Below are 21428 nucleotides of genomic sequence, written 5' to 3' on the forward strand. Positions count from 1 at the left end.
GAGGAACATCAATGCCGTCAAAGAGGCGGTATTGGTGTTTTTATATGCATTGCTATAGGAAAAATCTACCTGTTTGAAAGGGATGTATTGCGGCGGGTTCGGATGAGTATATGCAGAACGTAAATTTATGTACCAAGCTGAAAGAAAATATGCTAGAATAGAAATAGTTCTTTGGGTACTGTCAGGACGTATGAATAGAGGGAAAGAAGTATATGATAAAAGCAGTGTTTTTTGATGTGGATGATACCTTATTTGCCTTTACACAATGCAGCAGGCATGCAATGGAAAAGGTAGAAAGATATGCAGTGGAGAAACTGGAGGTTGTTCGGGAAGATTTACAAGAAGCGATTTGTATGGCTCAGAAGCAAATAGGCGGCAGATTAGGATTTTCACACCCATCTTTTCATAATAGGCAGATACGTTTTCAAAATGCATTGGAGATTTTGAAAAAACCGATCTATCCATATGCAACGGAGATGTATACGATATATTGGAACGATGTTTTGGAACATGCCTGTGCAGAACCTGGGGTGGAAAAGTTTTTAGGATTGCTGAAAGAAAAGGGAATCTATACGGGCATTGGTTCAGATATGACTTCTTATATCCAGAATAAAAAAGTGGAAAGGCTGGGGCTTGCGCCGTATTTTGACTGTTTTATCACAAGTGAGGAAGCCGGCCAGGACAAGCCAGGACAGGAGATTTTCAAACTTTGTTTGGAAAAAGCAAAGGTAAAGCCAGAAGAATGTTTGTTTATAGGGGATAACCCTGACAAAGATATAGCGGGCGCAGAAAAAGCCGGGATGTATGCAGCCTGTTACAGTAAATATTCCGCTCCTTTTCAAAAAGAGCAGATGAATTGCTTCGATTCATATGAAGCGTGTATATATGGTAAAGAGATAAAAGTTGGAAATATCCAAATTGTATAAAAGAAAAATAAAAAGCAGACTGAAAAATCGTTATGCAGGGAAAGAGAAAGGAGGAAAGCAGCTTATTATAGCAGCAGAGCGGCATACAGTAAAAAGAGCTGTTCAGTATCTGGCATAAGAGGACACACAGTAAAATTTGGCGGCCTGAAGGGAGGAAAAAAGTATGGAACAGTATACAGGCAAATCAATATTTAAAAAAATGGCTATCGGCAAGATTTTTTATTACGAAAAGAATCAGACTGCTGTGAAAAGGGAAAAGGTAGAAGACGTAGAAGCAGAGGTTAAACGTTTTGACAGTGCGCGTGAGACTGCAAAAGAGCAGTTGCAGCGTTTGTTCGAGAAAGCACAGCGTGAGGTCGGGGAGACAGAAGCGGCAATTTTTGAAGTGCATATGATGATGATGGATGATGGCGATTATCTGGATTCTGTTTATAATATCATCCGGACGCAGGAGACATGTGCAGAATATGCTACAGCTGTGACCGGAGATAACTTTGCGGCAATGTTTGCGGCTATGGATGATGAATATATGAAGGCAAGAGCAGCGGATGTGAAAGATATTTCTGAGCGCATTGTCAATGTGTTGAGCGGAAATGGACAGGATGTGACAGAAATGGAGGAACCGGTGATTCTTGTTGCAGACGATCTGGCGCCAAGCGAGACAGTGCAGATGGATAAATCAAAGCTGCTTGGTTTTGTGACACGATACGGTTCTGCAAATTCTCATACAGCGATCCTTGCGAGGACAATGAATATCCCCGCTTTGATTGAAGTGGATATCCAGAAAGACTGGAACGGGAAAATGGCCGTGATTGATGGATATGAAGGAACCGTGACGATAGATCCAGATGAGGAATACTTAAATAAAGCAAAGGCGATCCAGCAGGAAGAACTGAAAAAACAGGAACTTCTCAAGGAAATGAAAGGAAAAGAGACGGTCACGAAAGGCGGAAAGAAAATCCATCTTTATGCAAATATAGGCAGTGTCTCAGATACAGCGGCGGCACTTATGAATGATGCAGAGGGGATTGGATTATTCCGCAGTGAATTCCTGTATCTGGAGTCAGAAGATTTCCCGACAGAGAATGAACAGTTTCTTGCCTATAAGACAGTTGCAGAAAATATGGCAGGAAAGAAAGTGATCATTCGTACTTTGGATATCGGAGCAGATAAACAAGTAGGCTATTTTAATTTAGAAAAAGAAGAAAATCCTGCGCTTGGATATAGGGCGATCCGTATCTGTCTGACAAGAGAAGAAATTTTTAAAACGCAGCTTAGAGCTATCTTAAGAGCAAGTGCATTTGGAAATATATCTGTTATGTTCCCGATGATCATTTCTGTGGAAGAAGTGAAACGTGCAAAGGCGATCTTAGAGGAAGTAAAAGCAGAATTAAAAATGCATGGGATGGCATATAAGGATATTGAGATCGGCGTTATGATAGAGACGCCGGCTTCTGTCATGATCAGTGAAGAATTGGCGGAAGAAGTAGATTTCTTCAGCATCGGTACAAATGATCTGACACAGTATACACTGGCAATAGACAGGCAGAATCCAAAACTGGATACTTTTTATGATCCGCATCATCCGGCGGTTCTGCGCATGATCCAAAAAACAATTGAAAATGGACATAAAGGCGGAGCTTGGGTAGGAATTTGCGGCGAATTAGGCGCAGACATGGAATTGACAGAAACATTCCTGAAGATGGGAGTAGATGAACTTTCCGTATCCCCGACCTTTGTACTGCCGGTAAGGGATAAAGTAAGAAGCTTAGAAATATAAATTTAACGAAGCAACAAGCAGTGCGAAAAGAACAGCTCACACCCTGTATCATGCTTGCATGTAAACAGGGTGTGAGCTGTTTCTTTTTATTCGGCGACTGCCGATAGCGAAATGAAGCGGAGGCGGAATTGAGCTAACACTGCGGAAGTATCCAAAAGAAATATGAAGTCAAACGACAAAAGGGCGCATGAAATGTGTATTTTACATCGCTCGTCAGGGTTGCACCGAAATTCCTCGCTCACGCAAAACATACTTTATCGTGCATAGCACGCCTGCCTGAAAGGCATGTGTTGCGGTATGCTCGAATGAGTGCACATTTCATGCATACACTTTCGCCGCTTAAGTTCATGTTCCTGTTTTAAAAAATCGACTTCACGCTGCTACAAACTTCCAAGCAGAAGTATCTATTCTCTTCCGATTGGAGATGTACAACAACGTGAAGTCGTCTTTTTTTCTGAAATTTAATTGAGGAATCTACCTTCTGATAGTGGAGTGAAACTTCTGATTGGAAGAGACAGCGAAGAACCACTATGTCAGATAAGCAGGGCATTGACAGGAGCGTTCCGAATACAGTTCGCCTGGTTCTTAGCGCAGTACATCTGCGTGTTCCAATGGACACGTCGATGTTCTGTGCTTAGAATCACTCGAACGGATGAGGTAAAGCGGGTCCTGTCCTGTGTTCTGACATAGTGTTTCTTTGCGTACCTTCTATAATAAATTTTACTCTTTCTCTATAAGGCAGTTCGTCAGTTAAATTTATATTCCTCTGTTTAAAATATGTTAAGTTTACTCAATAAAACTTGAAAAAGTTATATTTATGGAGTATTCTTATTACTGTTTGAAATAAATTAGACAGAAAGAGTGAGGAATAAAAATGAGCAGTTATAGTTATTTGTTGGATTTGGCAATCATTTTGCTATGTACGAAATTCCTGGGGATTTTGACGCGGCGTGTGCAGATGCCACAGGTAGTAGGCGCGCTTCTTGCAGGGCTCGTTCTGGGTCCGGCAGGTTTTGGTGTCCTTACGGAAACTTCGTTTATTAAGTCAGTGGCTGAGATTGGCGTGATCATTTTAATGTTCAGCGCTGGGATGGAGACAGATATTAAGGAACTTAAGGCAAGTGGGAAAGCATCCTTTGTGATAGCGCTTTGCGGGGTTATTGTTCCTCTATTGGGAGGCTTTGGAGTAGCATGGTTTTTCAACAGACCGGATATGATCGAGTCTACGGCGAAGGGAAGTATTTTTCTCCAAAATATATTTATTGGTGTTATTTTGACGGCAACCTCTGTTAGTATTACGGTAGAAACATTAAAAGAACTTGGCAAACTTAAGACCCGTTCAGGAAACGCCATATTGGGAGCTGCTATCATAGACGATATTCTTGGCATCATTGCACTGACGATCGTAACGAGCATGGCTGACGCAAGTGTAAGCCTGACAGTTGTGCTTCTGAAAATTGTGGGATTCTTTGCTTTCTCCGGCATTGTAGGGTTTTTATTCTATAAGTTATATAGGAAATGGGTGGATGATGCAAAGAAGGAGTTGCACAGACATACGATCGTAGCATTTGTATTTTGTCTGCTTATGGCATATATAGCAGAAGAAGTTTTTGGAGTTGCTGATATTACAGGCGCGTTTATTGCAGGGCTGATCATATCAAATGTGCGCCGCGCCAACTATTTGGAGAGGAAATTTGATATTCTTTCTTATCTCCTTTTATCACCGGTATTTTTTGCGAGTATAGGTCTGAAAGTCGTGCTGCCTAAAATGTCAGGCGCGATCATCGGGTTTGCAGTTGCGCTTACGATCGTAGCGGTATTGACAAAAGTAATTGGCTGCGGGATCGGAGCAAAATTATGTGGGTATAAAAATTATCAAGTGAAGAGAATTGGTGTTGGTATGATATCACGTGGCGAGGTTGCCTTGATCGTAGCAAGCAAGGGAGATTCTATGGGACTTATGAGTCCAGAGTTTTTGGGACCTGTGATCATTGTAGTGGTGATTACAACGATTGTTACGCCGATTCTTTTGAAGATTGTATTTGGGCCAGGTACGGCATCGGTACCGGAACAAGTAGTGCCGGATAGTGAACGTGTTACAAGTTACTATGAAAATGCTGCGGAGATCCGTGGAGAGGAATATGAAAAGAGATAGATAGAAACAAGGGAGAGAAGGGATAAAGATATGGTGTCCTTTCTCTCCCTTGTTTACTTTCTAAGGGATGTTTGCTAAAATACGTATAAGAATATGTGAGAAGGTGAATCGTATGAGAAAAAGGAAAAAACCACCTTTATATCAGAGTTTTGGCTATGCGTTTGAAGGGCTCTTTTTCTGTATTGCAAAAGAGCGCAATATGAAAATACACTGTGTCGCAGCAATTTTAGTCACACTTGCAGGAACACTTTTTCAGATTTCTGTGACGGAATGGTGTATATGTCTGTTGCTGTTTGGTCTGATCTTGGCTCTGGAATTGGTGAATACAGCGGTGGAGGCAGTGGTAGACCTTGTGACAGAAGAAAGAAAACCTCTGGCAAAGATTGCTAAGGATGCGGCGGCAGGCGGTGTGCTGATTGCGGCGATCATGGCAGCGCTGATCGGAGGAATTATTTTTATTCCGAAATTAGCAGTCTTTTTGAAAATATAAGGAAATGTATATTTAGAAGATCAAAGTAAATTAAGAAAGGAGAAAGACATGGAAAAATTAGGTGAAAATGTAAAAAAGATTTTTTTGGCAGGAATAGGGGCAGTTGCAGTGACAGCTGAAAAATCAAAAGATCTGCTGGATGAAATGGTGAAAAAGGGAGAATTGACAGTAGAGCAGGGAAAAGTACTCAATGAAGAATTGAAACATAATATGAAGAAAACGATGCAGGAAAAGAAAAATGCACCTGCAAGAACGTCTTCTTCAGAAGAAATAGAGGAACTTCTTGACAGCATGACACCGGAACAGCTTACTGCATTAAAGGAAAGACTCCGGCAAAGAGAAAGTGGGGAGCAAACTGCTAAAAGTGTAGAAGAACAGGAAAAAAGTGAATGAATAAACAAGGAACAGGTATGTATTCCTCCAGACTTAAAGAAATTACCGCTGTACTTAGAAAGCACGGGATCACAGGCGGCATAACGCCTGTGAAGCTGCGTCTTATTTTAGAAGACCTGGGTCCTACCTTTATAAAGATAGGACAGATCATGTCCATGCATTCTGACATTCTGCCCAAAGAATATTGTGAGGAACTGACAAGGCTTCGCGCAGAAGTGACACCTATGTCTTTTGATGAGGTCACAGAGATACTGGAAAAATCCTATGGGATCCCCTGGCAGAAAGTATTTTTGCACATTGAAGAAAAACCGCTTGGTTCGGCATCGATCGCGCAGGTGCATAAGGCGGTTTTAAAATCAGGCAAAGATGTTGTAGTGAAGATACAAAGGCAGGGGATTTATGAGAAGATGGCGAGAGACATTGCTCTTTTGCACAAGGCGGTAAAATTGATACCTCCAGTCAGTGTGAAGGGACTTGCCGATCTGGATATGGTCTTGGATGAATTATGGGCAGTGACGCGTGAAGAGATGAATTTTCTCAAAGAAGCTTCCAATATGGAAGAGTTTGCAAAGAAAAATAAAGACATCGCTTTTGTGGGAAGCCCAAGACTGTATCAGGAATATACAACTTCTTATGTGCTTGTCATGGAATATATAGATGGATGTGGTATAGATGACAAGGAGAAGCTTCTGGAAGAAGGATATGATCTAAAGGAGATCGGCACAAAGCTTGTCGATAATTTTATCAAGCAGGTCATGGAGGATGGCTTCTTTCATGCAGACCCTCATTCCGGAAATGTAAAGATCAGAGAGGGAAAAATCATTTGGATCGATATGGGGATGATGGGCAGGCTTACCGAACATGACAGAGAAATGATAGGCAAGGCAGTGCGAGGCGTAGCGCTGCATGAAGTAGAATTGATCCAAGAAGCGGTTCTGGCTCTGGGAGAATTTAAAGAAAAACCGGATCAGAGCAAATTACATGAAGATATAGACGGACTGCTTTTGAAATATGGCAGCATGGACATGGGAAATATTGATATTGCGGCTGTAATGACGGATCTGATGGAGGTCATGAAAGAAAATAAGATTAAGATGCCGCATGGTTTGACGATGCTTGCGAGAAGTATGACACACATGGAAGGAGTTTTGGCAGATATAGCTCCGGAAATCAATATGGTGGATATCGCATCTGCTAGAATAGCAGGCAGTTTTTTCAAAAATCTGGATCTGAAAAAAGAACTGAAAAGTGGGGGGAGAAGCCTGTATAGATCATTGCAAAAGGCGGTAGACATTCCTTCTTTATTGGCGGATATACTGCGTGGATATTTAAAAGGGCAGACAAGGATCAATTTGGATCTCCATGTATCCTCTGAACTGTCAGAACTTTTGCGGCGTTTAGTAAGAAATATCGTTATGGGACTGTGGGTGATGGCCTTGCTGATCAGTTCCAGTATCATCTGTACGACGGATATGTCTCCTAAGATATGGGGGATCCCTGCGATCGGAGCTTTTGGGTATTTGATTGCGTTTGTGATCGTGATGTATGTATTTGTGAAGCATTTATTTTCAAAAAAATAAGGAAACAGGCAGAAGGGGAGAATGTGGTGTCTCCCCTTTTATTGTGGTACGCCTGTCGGTACATGTTCTTATAGACGGCGCATTTCATCCAGAGAATTAAACAGGTTTAACTGTCCATATCCCCACTCGCGGTTTGGATACTCCATGCTCGAAGGGCGGACAGCGCCGAGTATCATAAGATTTTTTATTTGATAGGAATCTATGCTAGGATTCCCAAGATGGAACAGGATCCATTCTAAGAGAAGGGCGGCGGAACCGGCAGTGATAGCTGTAGCAATGCTGGAACCGGAGCGTACTGTAAAATTACCGCCGGGCAGGGCGCCTTCCACTTCAATGCCGGGGGCGGTGATACTAGGACTGACAAGATCAGAGCGGGTATATCCTCTGCCGGAAGATAAGGCAATGCCATTGGTGCTGCCATTATAATAGGAAACAATCACAGGTTTTACCGTATTGGCCGGATTTGTCAATGTATAGTAGGGATCCGGTTCCAGAAAATATACTTCGCCGGACAGAAATTCCGTAAGAGGCAGCCATATGTGAAAGCGTCCGTCTATTATGCGCAGCGGTTTGACGATCAGTTTCCAGATACCGGGGGCCGGTGCTGTAAACCGAAAAGCTACAAGTTCAGAGTTTGTTTGTTCCACGAGAATACGATAATCGATCGTTACGGCAGTGTTTTCAAAGAGAAAATGAAATTCTGTTATATCATTTATTCTGGCAGGGACCGTAGAGGTAGTTTCGCCTGAGGGAGAGATAAGGGAGATGGACAGGAGATTGGGAATCTCGGTCCAAAGCTCCATGGTGAAGCCGGATACGTTCTCTCCGACTCGTATTTCTACTGTTTTTGTATCTGCATTGTCGAGGATTTCATTAGAATAGTGATGTCTTTTATCTGCTTCATTTCCTACGCCTATGACGGGGATCCAATTGGACGAACTGCTGTAATGTTCGAGCAGGGAAGAAAACGGAAGCGAGCCAATATGTCCGCCCATGCTGGTACCAAGTGCAATACACAGAACGAGCGGCATATCCAGAGAAGCAGCCAGATCATTTAAGTAGCGCAGAGCAAGCAGAATGTCTGTTTCTTGGTAACAAACAGTGTCTTCCGGGATATAATAATATTCTTTTAGGTATTTCTTGGCGGGCTTTAACTTTACCACAGCGATTGTAGATTCAGGAGCAGCGCCCAAAAACTGTCTGGAAGGAACTGCGGAGCCGGCAGCAAGGCTGGCGATAAATGTACCGTGTCCGGTTTCATCTTTTGTAGGAACGAGTGAGGCGGAAGCATTTGAAGCGAGCGCTTTATTAATAGAATCTTTTGTGTATTCAGAGCCATATAAAAAACCGTTCGGAGGGATGCCGGTCTGTATCGTCTGATCCCAGATTGCTGCGATACGAGTAGAACCATCCAGGTTTCTAAATACGGTATTAGTATAATCGATGCCACTGTCTATAAAACCAATTAAGATCCCCTTTCCTTTCAACTGCAAAGTGGGATAATTCTGTATGGAAAGGATACCGGCCTGATTTAATGTATCCATACTAAGCGGGGCATAGCATTTGGGAATGGAATTATAAGAAAATTGTTTGCTGTTTAGAGAGCCGGCCTGTAGTTTGGGAAGATAAACACAACGATAGTTAAAACCTGCAGATTGTTCGCAGGTCGGATCTTGCGCAATATTTTCTAAAAAGGCAGTGCGGTTATCATTTATAATGAAATCTCGGTATTCTTCAGAAAGAATCCACTCTTTGCATTTCGTTTCATTTGCCATGGAAACTCCTTTGTAAATAACTTTGTGATAATATATGCAGAAAAGGGAAAAATATTATAAAAGTGTAAATTCAGAAATGATATGGTTGAAGTCAGCGTATAGTGGGGTATAATGTATATCAGGTGAGGGTCTTCCGTCTTAGATGGCGGCAGGCAGGACAGTATCCTATGCGCAGGCTCACTTGAGGCGAGTCTTGAAAAGTTCAAATGAAGGGAGAAGGCAGAATGAAAGAATTTTTTGAAGATTTAACTAAACGGATAGGCGAAACGGCAGAAGCAGTGACAAATAAAGCGGGGGAAGCGGTAGAGATACAGCGCCTGAAAAATCAGATTCGTTCACTGGAACGGGAAAATGAAAAAGATTTCGCAGAGATTGGAAAAAGAATATATAGACTTTATCAGGAAAACACGGCAACTGATGAGGCGGCTGCCGGTTATTGTGAAGCAATCAAAAGCCGGGAAGGAAGTATAAGGGAATATCATCATAAAATGGCAAAAGTCCGTGGAACTATGAAATGTCATACATGCGGCAAAATGGTAGAGAAGGAAATAGCCTTTTGTCCATATTGTGGAGCAAAAGCAGAAAAGACAGAGGAGGCACAAGATATGGAAAAACAGACAGGGCATAAAGCGGCGGACGCAGTAGAAAAAGCGGCGAACAAAACAGCAGATGCGATAGATCAGGCTTCGCAGAAGACTACGGATACGGTAGAAAAAGTGGTGCGTAAGACAGCGGACGCAGCAGATAAAGCAGTGCACAAAACAGCGGATATAGCAGATAAAGCAGTGCACAAAACAGCAGATATGGCGGATAAAGCAGCAGAGAAGACCGCAGATATGACACACAAGGCGGCAGAGAAAGTTGCGGACATGGTAGAAAAGGTGGCGGATAAAGCAGCTGATATTGCCGGGAAAACGGAAAAAAAGGCAGAAGAATAAAAGCGAGAGGAAATTGGCCGCTCAGACAGGAGGCTGTAGATGACGGGAAGAATAAAAAGTATAGGCGCGGCAGGCTTGCTGCTGCTGGCAGATCAGACAGCAAAATTCTATACAGAAAAAAAGATAAAAGGTAAGGAAGAAAAAAAGCTGGGCAGTAAAGTGATCATAAGGAAGGTATACAATGAAGGGGCCTGTATGAATCTTTTGGATAAATATCCGGGACTTGTACGCGTACTTTCTTTGTTCCTTTCTATTATCCTGTCTTTGCGCCAGATATGGATTTCTGGCAGGGAAAGGAATTTCTTGGAAAAAGCCGGACTGGTTCTTCTGACTGGAGGGGCGTGGAGCAACACGCTGGACAGGTGTGTGCGGGGACATGTGGTAGATTATGTGGCTGTAGAAAGCAAACATACAAAAATTCGAAAAATAACATGTAATTTTGCAGACCTATTTATCTTTGCGGGCAGCATTCTTACAGTATTGTTTTCTGGTACTTGTATTTTAGAGCCCATGCGGTATAATAAAACAGAAAGAGAATAGGAGAGGGATACATGATACAGGATATTTCACCGCATATATACGATAACCAATACAGGCCGCAGCCTCCGGAGAAAGATAGTATTGCGCTTTACTATGAGGGGCATGGGATATTGCTCAAAAAAACGCAGGAGGGTATTATATTTCCGAGATTTCGGGATCTGGAGCGTTTGAATGAAGAAATATATCAGGATTACATATATTTGTTTACGATCGATGAAGAACGGTACTATCTTGTAAATGAGATAAACAGGGAACGTCTGTCAGAATTTACGCTTGAAAATACAGAAGTTTTTAGAATGGCAGAGCCGCAGTTTCGTGCCTTTGCCGGAATTACTGGATATCAGCTTTTTAACTGGTATCAGTCTCATAAGTATTGTGGGAGATGTGGGCATACCATGAAAATGGATGGAAAAGAAAGAATGTTGTTCTGCGAAGAATGTCATAATATGGAGTTCCCGAAGATCTGTCCTGCGGTGATCATCGGCGTGACGGATGGAAATAAACTCCTTTTATCAAAGTATGCAGACAGAGCATTTAAAAAGTATGCACTTTTAGCAGGATATACCGAAATAGGAGAGACTGTGGAAGAAACAGTGAAGCGTGAAGTCATGGAGGAAGTAGGGCTTAAAGTCAAGAATATCCGGTATTATAAAAGTCAGCCCTGGTCTTTTACAGACACGCTGCTGATGGGTTTTTATTGTGATCTGGACGGAGAAAACCAGATTACTCTTGACAAAGAGGAACTGGCTCTGGCAGAATGGTTTGAGCGGGAGGATATTCCGGTAAAAAGTTCCAGGGACAGTCTGACAAATGAAATGATCATGAAATTTAAAAATGGAGAAGTGTAGGAGGTAAGATGTATGAGAGCGGAATTTGATGAAAGTTTGGTAACAGGAAATGAGATGATCGACGCACAGCACAAGGAACTGATCGATAAGATCAATAAACTTCTGGATAGCTGTGAGACAAGCAAGGATAAGCTGGTGGCAGTAAAGACATTGGATTATCTTGCAGATTATACGGAGTTTCATTTTGGGGAAGAAGAAAAACTTCAGGAGTCTATAAAATATCCTGCTATTGCTGAGCATAAGAAGGAACACGACAAACTCAGAAATGTCGTAAAAGATCTCTATAGCATGCTGGAGGAAGAAGAAGGACCGTCAGATGCTTTTGTGGAGCAGGTAAACAAAAATGTGATCGAGTGGCTGTATAGACATATTAAAGGTTTTGACCGTTCTGTAGCGGAATATAAGTTCATGAACGCAAGCAGTGAGAGACTGTAAAACTATATGCTGCAGGATACTTCAAAAAGAACAGCTATACAGTGGGCAGAAGGACTGCTTACTTTATTTATAGGCCTTGTAATTGCCCATTTGGGTGTGACCTTGTTTTTAATCGCGGAATTAGGTTCCGATACGTTTACGATCTTTATCCAGGGACTGGCGAAAACATGTGGGATTTCCATAGGAACCTGCCATGTGATCATATTGATCTTGCTGATGGTGCTGATGCTTATTTTTACCAAAGGCTATGTAAAGCCGGGGACAGTGATCTGCGCATTCTGCGGAGGGTGGATCATCGATTTCTTTTTATTTTTGTTCGGGGAAGATGTTTTGGCATCCTCATCTATGGGCGTACGTTTTGTTGTCATGTTCTTAGGGTGTGTCGTCTTAAGTTTCGGCATGTCCATTGTGATCCAGAGCAATTCCGGAACTGGACCGAATGATCTGGTGGCTATCATCCTGACGGATACGATAAACAAACGGCATAAAGTCCAGTTTAAATGGGTGCGGATCACCTGCGATCTGATCTTTACTGTGACAGGTCTTTTCATGGGCGGGATATTTGGTATCGGGACGCTTACAGCAGCCCTTGTAACAGGACCGCTTGTACAGAGGTTTCTTCCTGTGAGCAAGAGGATCATACAGCGTTGTTTTCCTAGTTTATAGGACAGAAGCACAAAGAAGATTGGATATAGAAAAGGGAAAAATACATAATACCCTGACAGGGACACAAAGATAAGAAATGTGCCCTTTGTCAGGGTATTTTTGGCTTTATGCCAGTGAGGATAAAACTTTTGCTTTTGTTACAATCCCTTTTAGCTGTCCGTCTTTGCCCACAGCAGCGATTGGATAACGCGCCTCGGCGGCAAGTGTCATAATATCGGCGACCAGGGCATCTGTATCCACAATCGGTATCTCTTTTTCCATAATTTCTGTAATAGGTAAATGCTCCTTTCTGGCACGCAGGGCATCATTGATCGTAAGGACCCCTGCAAGCCGGAAATCTTTGTCGACGACATATACAGTAGAAAGTTCGTTTTTGTTCATGACGCGGATAGCATGTTCCGGACCATCGTCAGTCTGGATGAGTGCTTTTGGTGTGATCATGATATTGTGAACGGACAGTACACGAGACTTATCTGCATTATCAATAAATGCCGCTACATATTTGTCCGCAGGATGTTCGCTCATCTGTTCCGGGGTATCGACCTGTACGAGTTTGCCGTCTTTCATGATCGCGACTGTATCCCCCAGTTTAAACGCCTCGTCAATGTCGTGGGTAATGAATACAACGGTTTTTTTCAGTTTCCGCTGTATCTGGAGGAGCTCAAACTGCATATCTTGACGTACGAGTGGGTCAAGCGCAGAAAAGGGCTCATCCATCAGTAAAACGTCGGGATCATTGGCAAGCGCACGGGCGATGCCGACACGCTGTCGCATTCCTCCGGAAAGGTTTTTGCAGGATTGGTGCTCCCAGCCTGAAAGCCCGACCATAGAGATGACCTCCATTGCTTTTTCTTCACGCTCGGATCTGGATATTCCCTTGACTTCAAGTCCATAAGCGACATTTCCCAGTACGTCACGGTGGCTCATCAGACCAAAAGACTGAAAGACCATGGAAATATTATTACGTCGGAATTCCAACAGTTCTTTTTTTGACAGTTTCGCCAGATCTTTCCCATCAAATAGGATCGAGCCGGAGGTGGGTTTATTTAAGCGGTTAAAACAGCGGACCAGTGTGGATTTACCAGAACCTGACAAGCCGATGATGACAAAGATCTGTCCACGGGGGATCTGGAGATTAATATCCCATAATCCTACCGATACGCCGGTTTTTTTCTGTACTTCTTTTTTTTCACTGCCTGCCTCCATCAGACGGGCAGCCTCTGGTTTGTTCAGACCATATAATTTACTTACATGCTGTACTTCAATGATCGCTTCTTTTTGTTCTATCATTCCCATTTTTCCCTCCTGTTCTTATTCTTCGTTTCCATTGCCGGTACTGTCGGTACCTTTGTTAAACCATCCCTGCGTCAGACGGTCAAGTACGACGGCGAGTATGACGACACAGCTTCCAGCAATGAGTCCGCGGCCGATCTCAATGCGGTTGACTGCGTTTAATACTTCCATCCCAAGACCGCGAGCGCCGATCATAGAGCAGGTGACGACCATTGCCATTGCCATCATCAGTGTTTGATTGACTCCGGTCATGATTGTGGGGATTGCCTGTGGTATCTGGACTTTGAACAGAGTCTGCCATCGTGTGGATCCGAAAGAACGAGCCGCTTCCACTACTTCTTTATCGACCTGACGTATACCAAGGCTGGTAAGACGGATAACAGGTACAATGGCATAAATGACTGTTGCTATCACTGCAGAAGCATTCCCCATGCCAAATAAGAGAAGTGCTGGGATCAGGTAAACAAATACGGGCATTGTCTGCATTGTATCTAATATCGGACGAATAATCCGGTTGGCTTTGGGAGAGCCAGAGATTAAAATACCTATTGGAAGTCCTAAAAGAAGTGCGATCACAACACTTGCCAGCACAATAGAAAGCGTCAGAATCATTTCATCCCAATATCCTACGATTCCCACCAGACTCAATATGACCGCATATAAAATGCCGTTTTGTATCCTGCGGCGCACTTTCCATCCCAACAGAAATACAAGAAACAAAAGGAGAAACCATGGAATGTGCGACAATAACCATTTGAATAGATTGACCAGTCCGCTTAGCACATTTTGAATGGCGTTCAATACAGATTCAGCTGCTACGGCAAAAGAGCGGACACCATGATCGATGGAAGTTGTATCTGGTTTATATACAAACGGAAAATGAAACAGCCAGTCCGCACCAGTTTTGCTGCCGGCTTCCTTTTGCAAACTGGCATTTAGAAGTTCTGCCTGTTTTGGAGTGAGCCATTCTTCGATCAATTCCGGATGCTGTTTTAGCAGCCATTTAGCTGCTGCTTTATGATCGTCGGGGTCATGATTCTGCATATAGGCGAGCCCTTCGCTGATCAATGCAGAACCGGTGTGATAATTCGATAGGAATGTGCAAAATTCCGGATTAGATTGGGCGAACGCATTGCTGGCGGCTACGGTGACGGTAACTGCCGGGGAAGAACCGATGCCATCGTGATAGGTAGCCGGATCATAGGGGCTGTCATCGAGAAGGATAAGATCATATTTTCCCATCAGCCAGGTCGGCTCCCAGTAATACGCGACGAAAGGTTCTTTATTATCCCAGGCGGAAGTGATGGTAGAGTCTAAAGCGGCATTGCTGCCTGGAATCAGATAATTGTAATAGGCATCCAGACCATAGGCGTCTATTTTTTTCTGCATGATCTCTGTTGCTTCCCATCCGGGTATTCCTCCATAAATGATTCCTTTGGAAGGGTCTTCCGGATCTGGAAAAAGTTCGGGGTAATTAGCAAGATCTTGGACTGTTTTTAAATTAGGATATGCCTCTGCTACATATTTGGGGATATATAATCCCTGATAATTATCGTCAAAGTTGACGCTAAGCTCTGTAAAAGTACCATTATCCAAATCTGTTTGATAAGTAGGAATGTTATTCGTCCATTCTTCCATATTGACGTCGATCTCGTTTTTCATCAATGCTTCGTGCGTGATAGGAGTAGAACCTGGCATTTCCTCCCATGTATAGCCAAAGACTTCCTCGGCGATCAGTCCGGCGATAGCATTATTTAATTTTACAGAATCCCATCCTACATCGGCAAATACGATCTTCTGTTTTTCTTTTGTATCCGCGGCGTTTGCGGCAATAGCAGGAACAGAAGAAAAAAAGGTACCTGTCAGCAGAAATGAGGTGACTGCGAGTGATAAAATCTTTTTCATAAGGGACCTCCTGTACAATATAGTAAAAGGTGAGATCAGCCAACAAGCTCCGCTATATAGCTGATACTGGTTACATTACATGCGACAACAAGGATATCTCCACTATTGAGGACCGTTTTGGAATCTGGAGAAAGCTGTATTTTACCGTCCTTTCTGACCGCAACGACAGTGCCGCCTGTACTTTGTCTGAATTTTAACTCTTCGAGCGTTTTGCCCGCTGCCTTGCTTTCGGCATGGACGGTAAATTCATAAGTATGAAATTGGTCGCTGTCTTTGAAACGTTCCTCTAGTTCCATGATTTTTAGAAACGTATCGTTGATATCTTGATTCAACTGATCTCTTTGGGTAATGAGTTCTTTAAGACGAGCTTTCAAAGCTCTTAGATCATTATCGACTTGATACTGCTCTACGTAGGCAATGGCATGCTGTCTGGACAGAACAGTAGCCCCGACATTTTGCTGGATCTCAATAATATGCATATTAGAAAGCAAGTTCATGGCGCGGCGGATCGTCTCGGATGATGCCGCATACTGTGAAGCCATTAAAGAACGACCTGAAAATCGCTGCCCTTCTGCAAGTTTACCGTTTGCGATTTGAGAAGCAATATCATACGCGACGCGGCTGTAAACCGGTGTGTTTTTTGAAATTCTCATATACATTTGCTCCTTGATTTAAAAATACTGACAACCTAATGTTATAGCTAAGGTTGTCAGATGTCAAGGAAAACAAGAAAGTTTATAAGAATTTTATACCTTGACGTGCGCAGCACGCCAGCCTGTAAGGCATAAGTTGCGGTGTGCCCGAAGGGGTATACCTTGACGTGCGCAGCACGCCAGCCTGTAAGGCATAAGTTGCGGTGTGCCCGGATGGGTATACCTTGACGTGCGCAGCACGCCAGCCTGTAAGGCATGAGTTGCGGTGTGCCCGAAGGGGATTATATATTATACATACATAGAAAGAATCGTTATTTTAAATCTTGTTTCTTAAAAAAAATTATCCCAATTTTACAAAATAGCATTAGTTCCAATAAATTAAAAATACAGAATTCAAAATGGTAGGGAGCATTTTTTAGGAGCAGAGAGTTAGCCGCTTTATTTTCCGGTTCTGTCAGCATAGAAGGTTCATATTGTACTTGGGCAAACGGTGAGAGTATAAGATGGAAGGTCGCGGCAGTTCTTTTCATTCCTTTGATATACAATGGATTATCAACCGTTTCTTTCGTGACCGGATCCGTCCAAACGGAATCTTGCCGTAAACGGGAAATTGTATTTTCACCAAAAGACAACATTGCCAGGGAAAGCAATAGGACAAGACCCAGGCTTATGAGCTGTTTATGTGTGATCATGACGATCATTGTGAATAAGGTGGAAATTGTGATAAGACACAGCAGGCTGATGACGGCATTGAGTATAAAAGAAATATACGTTACGTGATCACCGAATTCTAAATGTTCCATGCTGGAACATATAAAGATAAAAATAATATCAACTATGAATAAAACAGAAGAACAGACGGCGCTGATCCCTGTTTCTGTAAGATAAATCTGTTTTCTGGAATAGCCGGCAGTTATCTTATTGTTGATCGTACGGGCTGCAAAGTCGTGACCAATATGTAATGAAATAAAAATAGACATAATAAGGCAGATTAAACCGGAATTATCAAATACTGTGCTGGTTACATAGCGAGTGTATCCGTAACCGGTCAGAAGGATCGTATAGATATCGACAGCGATGACCGCAGCAATTCCAAGCCATAATATAGGCGAAAGAAATGCCCGTTTGAGTTCCATGGATAATAATTTTTTCATTGCAAATCCTCCTTTTAGGACAAAATATTTTTAAAGTAAAATACTTCAAGATCTTCATCTTCTATTTCAGATGAAGAAAATTCACGAATGAGAATACCATTTTTTAAAAAGCCATAATCAGTCGCCACTTTTTGTAATTCTCCAAGGATATGGCTCGAAATCAGGATGGTCACATTGAATTTTTGATTCAATTCCAAGAGAATGGAGCGTATATCTTTGATACCTTCCGGATCCAATCCATTGAGAGGCTCGTCCAGGATCAGAAAATCCGGTTCACTAACAAGAGCCATGGCTAAGGCTAGCCGTTGTCTCATCCCCAGTGAATAGTGCATGACTAATTTTCTTGAATCTTTTAGATGGACAAGCGAAAGAAGTTCTCTTATCTTTTTCTTACATTCTTTTTTGGAATAACCGCTGATTCTTAACTGATACTCTAAATTGCCGCGGGCGCTTAGTGTAGGATATAGAGCAGGAACTTCTATTAGAGCACCCATTTTAGATCCTTCAGATTTTATAATGGTTCCTGCTGTTTGTGTTTGCAGTTTGGCTAAAATACGCAGCAGAGTTGTCTTGCCGGCTCCATTATTTCCGATCAGGCCATAAATAGACCCTTGTGGAATATGGATGGAGACATTGTGTAAGGCAGTGGTTTCTTTGTATTGCTTACAAAGATTTCTTGTTCTAACAATCGTATGCATAAAATTCATCCTTTCTTTTTTTAGAGCGATCACTTTTATTACGGAAAGCATACCGAATCATTTCCGGATAGGAAAGCTTTTAGAACTTTACAAGACATTTCTGAACGATAAGATTGCTTTACATCGATGTAAGGAGGGATTGTCTTGTCTGAAAATGTGGATTGTGGCATACTTGAGTTAGAAGTTTGCATGAAAGTCAGAAAAAGGAGACGGAAATGACAGTTGCTGAAATGATAAAACAAACCCGGGCAGAATCGAACATGACACAGGAGGAATATGGTTTAAAGTTTGGTGTGACACGACAAACAGTTTCCAGCTGGGAAAATGAAAGAAGTCTGCCGGATCTTCAGATGTTGATCGATATTTGTAATACGTATCATGTTTCCTTGGATAAGCTGTTGAATGAAGATAAAGAGTTTGTTGAAAAAATAGATTTTTACAGTAAATATAAAAAGGGAATTAAAATATTAGGAATGTGTCTGGCAGCATGTTTTCTTATTTTTGCGGTAATCTTTATCAATTGGAAAATAACAGAAGGAAACATGAACCAGACGTTTAAGACAAAAGTGGAACAATTAGGATTTGTGAAGGAAAAACAAATCTACGAATTAGAGAGAGACGACGTATGCTATCAACTGCCAAATCAAAAATTGCCTTTTTTGAAAAAGGATTTTTATGTCAAGAATAGCTATGCGGATTTCAGGATGGGTGATACAGAAATCAGTATCACTATTTATGATGGAAGTGAATTTGAGGTTCAGTTAAATCATTATCGGAATATAAAGGGTACGATAGGAAAAACAGATAAGATCCAAATAAAAGAAAATGCGCTAAATGATACCGAGAAAAAATTCTATGAAGAAAATAAAGAAACAATAGAGCAGGTGATGAGCCGGTTGTTGGAAATTCATAAAAGTGTTTATCTAAAATCTTGAGATATGCTTTTTGTGATATAATGGTAAATACAATGTGAACAGATATTTCAAGCAAATAAGATTGAGGTGAAAAATGGCAATTAGTTACTTAAAATTACAATGAATAATGGAGGTGTTCGCACAAAATGTCTTTACCGTGCATTACGTGTAGGTTGGATCATAGAAATTATTGAATTGTATAACGAAAATGATGTGTGGGTAAACTATTGGGAAAAAGTAAATTCAAAGAAGAAAAAGCGTTTGTATATACATTATCAGGAAGAAGAATTAGATTATCTGACTGTGCTTGAAAAGAAAAGTGAAAAAAGGATGCAGTTGATAACAGCTTATCCAGTATTTTTTGTAAGTGCCAAGAAAGATTGTGAAAAAGATTATCAGAATTACATAAAAGAGATAGAAAAAGAAACAAAATAAAAACCGGTAATCGCAATGCGAAAACCGGATTCTCCTTCTAAACGTGTTAGATGAGTTACTATTATTATATGTGTTGAAGAGAAAAAGGTCAATGTGAAAAGGAAAAATAGTTCTGGTAAAATAAAGAAAAGGATGATACATGATGATAGACGAAAAAATCAAAAATCCGGCTATGACAGCTAACCCGATTTTGCTTCAGAAAATTTATCATTCCGAAGTCTATCATCTAATGCGTAATGCGTGACGGTGTTTTTGATATGCACTGCATGAGCGAGCTGTATCTTGCAGAGGAACTAAGACTGGAATATCAGATGAAATAATAAAAAGGCTATGCACTGCGTAGCGAATTGAAAGCGAGGTGTTAACAATGACTATAGAAGAAATTCTTACAGGAGAATCGAAGAATGTGGAGTTCAAGGAAAATCTGCCGGAGAAAAGCAGCAAATATATGAAGTCTGTGGTTGCCTTTGCAAATGGAACCGGAGGGAAAATCATTTTCGGAATTGCCGATAAAACCAGAGAGGTTGTTGGCTTTGACAAGGAAGATGTGTTCAAGAAAATGGATGCCATTGCCAATGCCGTATCAGACAGCTGTGAACCGGCAATTATCCCGGATATTACGTTACAGACGGTTGATGGTAAAACTGTTATTGTGGTAGAGGTTTCTGAGGGCAGACAGCGGCCATATTATGTCAAAGCTCTTGGCAGAGATGGCGGTGTATATGTCCGTGTTGCCGGAACTACCCGCCTTGCTGACGAGTATATGATAAAAGAATTGTTGTTTGAGGGTAGCAATCGTTACTACGATCAGGCTTTATGTACTGGGTTAAATGTTACAGATGAAGATATTGATGCCCTTTGCAAAGCTATGAAGGAACAGGCAGTCAAAAATGCCCGTACAGAGGAACAGAAAGTATCGATTAAAGATGTGGGAAGACAGCAGTTGCGTTCCTGGGGCATTTTAATTGAGTGTGATGGAAAAGATTATCCGTCTAATGCTTTCGCTATTTTGAATGGTAACGGAGGACTTCATGTTGCAACGCAATGTGGTGTGTTCAAAGGGACAACAAAAGCAGTTTTTGTTGATCGTAGAGAATATACAGGTCCGCTTTGGAAGCAGATAGACGAAGCATTTCAGTTTGTTCTTAGAAATATTCATTTGGGTGCTACTATTGTGGGAATTTACCGCCAGGATGTTTATGAGATTCCGCCGGATGCCATTCGTGAGCTAATTATCAATGCCATGGTACATCGTAGTTATTTGGATCATGGTACGATACAGGTTGCGGTATATGATAACCGATTGGAAATCACTTCTCCAGGAAAGCTGCCAATGGGACAAACGATGGAGCGTATGAAAGAAGGCTATTCTAAAATTAGAAATGAAGCTCTTGCTCATGCGTTTGCTTATATGAATCTGATCGAGCACTGGGGAAGCGGTATTCCGAGAATTATTGATAAAGTAAAAGCTGCCGGACTGCGGGAACCAGAGTTTATTGGTGGCGAGGTTGATTTGCGTATCAATATTTATCGAGGTCAGGTTGATACAAATAACGCCATGATTAACGCCAATGACACTAAAAATGGCGTTAATGGCGTTGATTGTGGCGTTAATGATGCTGGAAATGGCATTAATGGCGTTGAAGTGCCACTTAATAAAGAACAAGCACAGATAGAAAAATTGTTGCAGATTATAGAGAAAAATCCGTCTGCAACACAGGCATATTATGCAGAAGAGATAGGCATGTCGAAAAGAACGGTTTCTCGAATGTTTGCTTCTTTACAGGAAAAAGGCATATTGGTACAGAGCGGAACAAAACGAAAAGCAAATTGGACAATTATAAGGTAGG

General features: G+C 41.8%; 21 protein-coding genes. 15 read left to right on the forward strand and 6 right to left on the reverse strand.

Translation table 11 applies throughout. The features are described 5' to 3' along the window. The first annotated feature begins 212 nt into the window (after nt 1-212). The 7 genes from BN3282_RS00385 (at nt 213) to BN3282_RS00410 (ending at nt 7324) form a co-directional block, all read left to right on the forward strand. Nucleotides 213-926, forward strand: a complete 714-nt coding sequence (locus tag BN3282_RS00385) for an HAD family hydrolase (RefSeq protein ID WP_059066179.1) — start codon at nt 213-215, stop codon at nt 924-926. Beyond that, nucleotides 919-1044, forward strand: a complete 126-nt coding sequence (locus BN3282_RS15370; protein ID WP_278308702.1) for a hypothetical protein — start codon at nt 919-921, stop codon at nt 1042-1044. The genes BN3282_RS00385 and BN3282_RS15370 overlap by 8 nt, the downstream gene beginning before the upstream one ends. A 45-nt stretch (nt 1045-1089) precedes the next feature. Continuing rightward, a complete protein-coding gene (gene ptsP, locus BN3282_RS00390) occupies nt 1090-2706 on the forward strand; it encodes a phosphoenolpyruvate--protein phosphotransferase (protein ID WP_059066180.1) in 1617 nt (538 codons plus the stop codon). 874 nt (nt 2707-3580) lie between these two features. Further along, nucleotides 3581-4861 (forward strand): cation:proton antiporter, encoded by a 1281-nt coding sequence (locus tag BN3282_RS00395; protein ID WP_059066181.1) that lies wholly within the window; start codon nt 3581-3583, stop codon nt 4859-4861. A gap of 112 nt (nt 4862-4973) precedes the next feature. Continuing rightward, entirely contained in the window at nt 4974-5351 is a 378-nt protein-coding gene (locus tag BN3282_RS00400; RefSeq protein WP_059066182.1) for a diacylglycerol kinase family protein, read from the forward strand. Nucleotides 5352-5399: 48 nt separating this feature from the next. Next, entirely contained in the window at nt 5400-5744 is a 345-nt protein-coding gene (locus BN3282_RS00405; protein WP_059066183.1) for a phasin family protein, read from the forward strand. Further along, entirely contained in the window at nt 5741-7324 is a 1584-nt protein-coding gene (locus tag BN3282_RS00410) for an ABC1 kinase family protein (RefSeq protein ID WP_059066184.1), read from the forward strand. Before BN3282_RS00405 ends, BN3282_RS00410 begins: the two co-directional genes overlap by 4 nt. Nucleotides 7325-7392: 68 nt before the next feature. Here the strand turns inward: BN3282_RS00410 and BN3282_RS00415 are convergent, their stop codons facing one another. After that, complete coding sequence (locus BN3282_RS00415) at nt 7393-9099, reverse strand: S8 family peptidase (protein ID WP_059066185.1); 1707 nt, start codon at nt 9097-9099, stop codon at nt 7393-7395. A 224-nt stretch (nt 9100-9323) separates the two neighbouring features. Here BN3282_RS00415 and BN3282_RS00420 point away from each other — a divergent pair, with 224 nt between their 5' ends. The 5 genes from BN3282_RS00420 to BN3282_RS00440 are packed head-to-tail and all read left to right on the forward strand — an operon-like array spanning nt 9324 to nt 12526. Then, the gene (locus tag BN3282_RS00420) at nt 9324-10037 is read left to right on the forward strand and encodes a zinc ribbon domain-containing protein (RefSeq protein ID WP_059066186.1); all 714 of its coding nucleotides are present in this window, start codon (nt 9324-9326) and stop codon (nt 10035-10037) included. Nucleotides 10038-10076: 39 nt separating this feature from the next. After that, nucleotides 10077-10577: a signal peptidase II gene (locus BN3282_RS00425; protein ID WP_059066187.1), complete on the forward strand. Its 501-nt coding sequence runs from the start codon at nt 10077-10079 to the stop codon at nt 10575-10577. Nucleotides 10578-10588: 11 nt separating this feature from the next. Continuing rightward, nucleotides 10589-11425, forward strand: a complete 837-nt coding sequence (gene nudC / locus BN3282_RS00430) for an NAD(+) diphosphatase (protein ID WP_059066188.1) — start codon at nt 10589-10591, stop codon at nt 11423-11425. 12 nt (nt 11426-11437) lie between these two features. Then, on the forward strand, nt 11438-11860 hold the full coding sequence (locus BN3282_RS00435) for a bacteriohemerythrin (RefSeq protein WP_059066189.1): 423 nt from the start codon (nt 11438-11440) through the stop codon (nt 11858-11860). A gap of 6 nt (nt 11861-11866) precedes the next feature. After that, nucleotides 11867-12526, forward strand: coding sequence for a YczE/YyaS/YitT family protein (locus tag BN3282_RS00440; RefSeq protein ID WP_059066190.1), 660 nt, complete (start codon nt 11867-11869; stop codon nt 12524-12526). 105 nt (nt 12527-12631) lie between these two features. On the opposite strand, the gene BN3282_RS00445 is transcribed toward BN3282_RS00440, so the two are convergent. The 5 genes from BN3282_RS00445 to BN3282_RS00465 all read right to left on the reverse strand — a co-directional run bounded on the left by BN3282_RS00445 (nt 12632) and on the right by BN3282_RS00465 (nt 18229). Next, the gene (locus BN3282_RS00445; protein WP_059066191.1) at nt 12632-13822 is read right to left on the reverse strand and encodes a quaternary amine ABC transporter ATP-binding protein; all 1191 of its coding nucleotides are present in this window, start codon (nt 13820-13822) and stop codon (nt 12632-12634) included. Nucleotides 13823-13837: 15 nt separating this feature from the next. Next, on the reverse strand, nt 13838-15724 hold the full coding sequence (locus BN3282_RS14495) for a glycine betaine ABC transporter substrate-binding protein (RefSeq protein ID WP_082667407.1): 1887 nt from the start codon (nt 15722-15724) through the stop codon (nt 13838-13840). A gap of 35 nt (nt 15725-15759) precedes the next feature. After that, on the reverse strand, nt 15760-16383 hold the full coding sequence (locus tag BN3282_RS00455) for a GntR family transcriptional regulator (RefSeq protein ID WP_082667408.1): 624 nt from the start codon (nt 16381-16383) through the stop codon (nt 15760-15762). Between the two features lie 305 nt (nt 16384-16688). Beyond that, the gene (locus tag BN3282_RS00460; RefSeq protein ID WP_059066193.1) at nt 16689-17531 is read right to left on the reverse strand and encodes an ABC transporter permease; all 843 of its coding nucleotides are present in this window, start codon (nt 17529-17531) and stop codon (nt 16689-16691) included. A 14-nt stretch (nt 17532-17545) separates the two neighbouring features. Continuing rightward, a complete protein-coding gene (locus tag BN3282_RS00465; protein WP_242866567.1) occupies nt 17546-18229 on the reverse strand; it encodes an ABC transporter ATP-binding protein in 684 nt (227 codons plus the stop codon). Nucleotides 18230-18444: 215 nt separating this feature from the next. Here BN3282_RS00465 and BN3282_RS00470 point away from each other — a divergent pair, with 215 nt between their 5' ends. The 3 genes from BN3282_RS00470 (at nt 18445) to BN3282_RS00485 (ending at nt 21427) form a co-directional block, all read left to right on the forward strand. Continuing rightward, complete coding sequence (locus BN3282_RS00470) at nt 18445-19164, forward strand: helix-turn-helix transcriptional regulator (protein WP_059066194.1); 720 nt, start codon at nt 18445-18447, stop codon at nt 19162-19164. Between the two features lie 99 nt (nt 19165-19263). After that, complete coding sequence (locus BN3282_RS00475; RefSeq protein WP_242866568.1) at nt 19264-19578, forward strand: hypothetical protein; 315 nt, start codon at nt 19264-19266, stop codon at nt 19576-19578. Nucleotides 19579-19945: 367 nt separating this feature from the next. Further along, entirely contained in the window at nt 19946-21427 is a 1482-nt protein-coding gene (locus BN3282_RS00485) for an RNA-binding domain-containing protein (RefSeq protein ID WP_059066195.1), read from the forward strand. Nucleotide 21428: the final 1 nt, after the last annotated feature.

The sequence above is a fragment of the Mediterraneibacter massiliensis genome (assembly GCF_001487105.1).
In the GTDB taxonomy this organism is placed as follows: Bacteria; Bacillota; Clostridia; order Lachnospirales; family Lachnospiraceae; genus Mediterraneibacter; species Mediterraneibacter massiliensis.

What these genes read in the sequence shown, in the direction of transcription:
- BN3282_RS00400 (WP_059066182.1), top strand. Translation starts at nt 4,974, where the DNA reads ATGAGAAAAAGGAAAAAACCACCTTTATATCAGAGTTTTGGCTATGCG.
- BN3282_RS14495 (WP_082667407.1), bottom strand. Translation starts at nt 15,724, where the DNA reads ATGAAAAAGATTTTATCACTCGCAGTCACCTCATTTCTGCTGACAGGT.
- BN3282_RS00395 (WP_059066181.1), top strand. Translation starts at nt 3,581, where the DNA reads ATGAGCAGTTATAGTTATTTGTTGGATTTGGCAATCATTTTGCTATGT.
- BN3282_RS00460 (WP_059066193.1), bottom strand. Translation starts at nt 17,531, where the DNA reads ATGAAAAAATTATTATCCATGGAACTCAAACGGGCATTTCTTTCGCCT.
- BN3282_RS00425 (WP_059066187.1), top strand. Translation starts at nt 10,077, where the DNA reads ATGACGGGAAGAATAAAAAGTATAGGCGCGGCAGGCTTGCTGCTGCTG.
- BN3282_RS00470 (WP_059066194.1), top strand. Translation starts at nt 18,445, where the DNA reads ATGACAGTTGCTGAAATGATAAAACAAACCCGGGCAGAATCGAACATG.
- BN3282_RS00435 (WP_059066189.1), top strand. Translation starts at nt 11,438, where the DNA reads ATGAGAGCGGAATTTGATGAAAGTTTGGTAACAGGAAATGAGATGATC.
- ptsP (WP_059066180.1), top strand. Translation starts at nt 1,090, where the DNA reads ATGGAACAGTATACAGGCAAATCAATATTTAAAAAAATGGCTATCGGC.
- BN3282_RS00445 (WP_059066191.1), bottom strand. Translation starts at nt 13,822, where the DNA reads ATGGGAATGATAGAACAAAAAGAAGCGATCATTGAAGTACAGCATGTA.
- BN3282_RS00455 (WP_082667408.1), bottom strand. Translation starts at nt 16,383, where the DNA reads ATGTATATGAGAATTTCAAAAAACACACCGGTTTACAGCCGCGTCGCG.
- BN3282_RS00410 (WP_059066184.1), top strand. Translation starts at nt 5,741, where the DNA reads ATGAATAAACAAGGAACAGGTATGTATTCCTCCAGACTTAAAGAAATT.
- BN3282_RS00485 (WP_059066195.1), top strand. Translation starts at nt 19,946, where the DNA reads ATGACTATAGAAGAAATTCTTACAGGAGAATCGAAGAATGTGGAGTTC.
- BN3282_RS00405 (WP_059066183.1), top strand. Translation starts at nt 5,400, where the DNA reads ATGGAAAAATTAGGTGAAAATGTAAAAAAGATTTTTTTGGCAGGAATA.
- BN3282_RS00475 (WP_242866568.1), top strand. Translation starts at nt 19,264, where the DNA reads ATGAATAATGGAGGTGTTCGCACAAAATGTCTTTACCGTGCATTACGT.
- BN3282_RS00440 (WP_059066190.1), top strand. Translation starts at nt 11,867, where the DNA reads ATGCTGCAGGATACTTCAAAAAGAACAGCTATACAGTGGGCAGAAGGA.
- BN3282_RS00415 (WP_059066185.1), bottom strand. Translation starts at nt 9,099, where the DNA reads ATGGCAAATGAAACGAAATGCAAAGAGTGGATTCTTTCTGAAGAATAC.
- BN3282_RS00465 (WP_242866567.1), bottom strand. Translation starts at nt 18,229, where the DNA reads ATGCATACGATTGTTAGAACAAGAAATCTTTGTAAGCAATACAAAGAA.
- BN3282_RS00420 (WP_059066186.1), top strand. Translation starts at nt 9,324, where the DNA reads ATGAAAGAATTTTTTGAAGATTTAACTAAACGGATAGGCGAAACGGCA.
- BN3282_RS00385 (WP_059066179.1), top strand. Translation starts at nt 213, where the DNA reads ATGATAAAAGCAGTGTTTTTTGATGTGGATGATACCTTATTTGCCTTT.
- nudC (WP_059066188.1), top strand. Translation starts at nt 10,589, where the DNA reads ATGATACAGGATATTTCACCGCATATATACGATAACCAATACAGGCCG.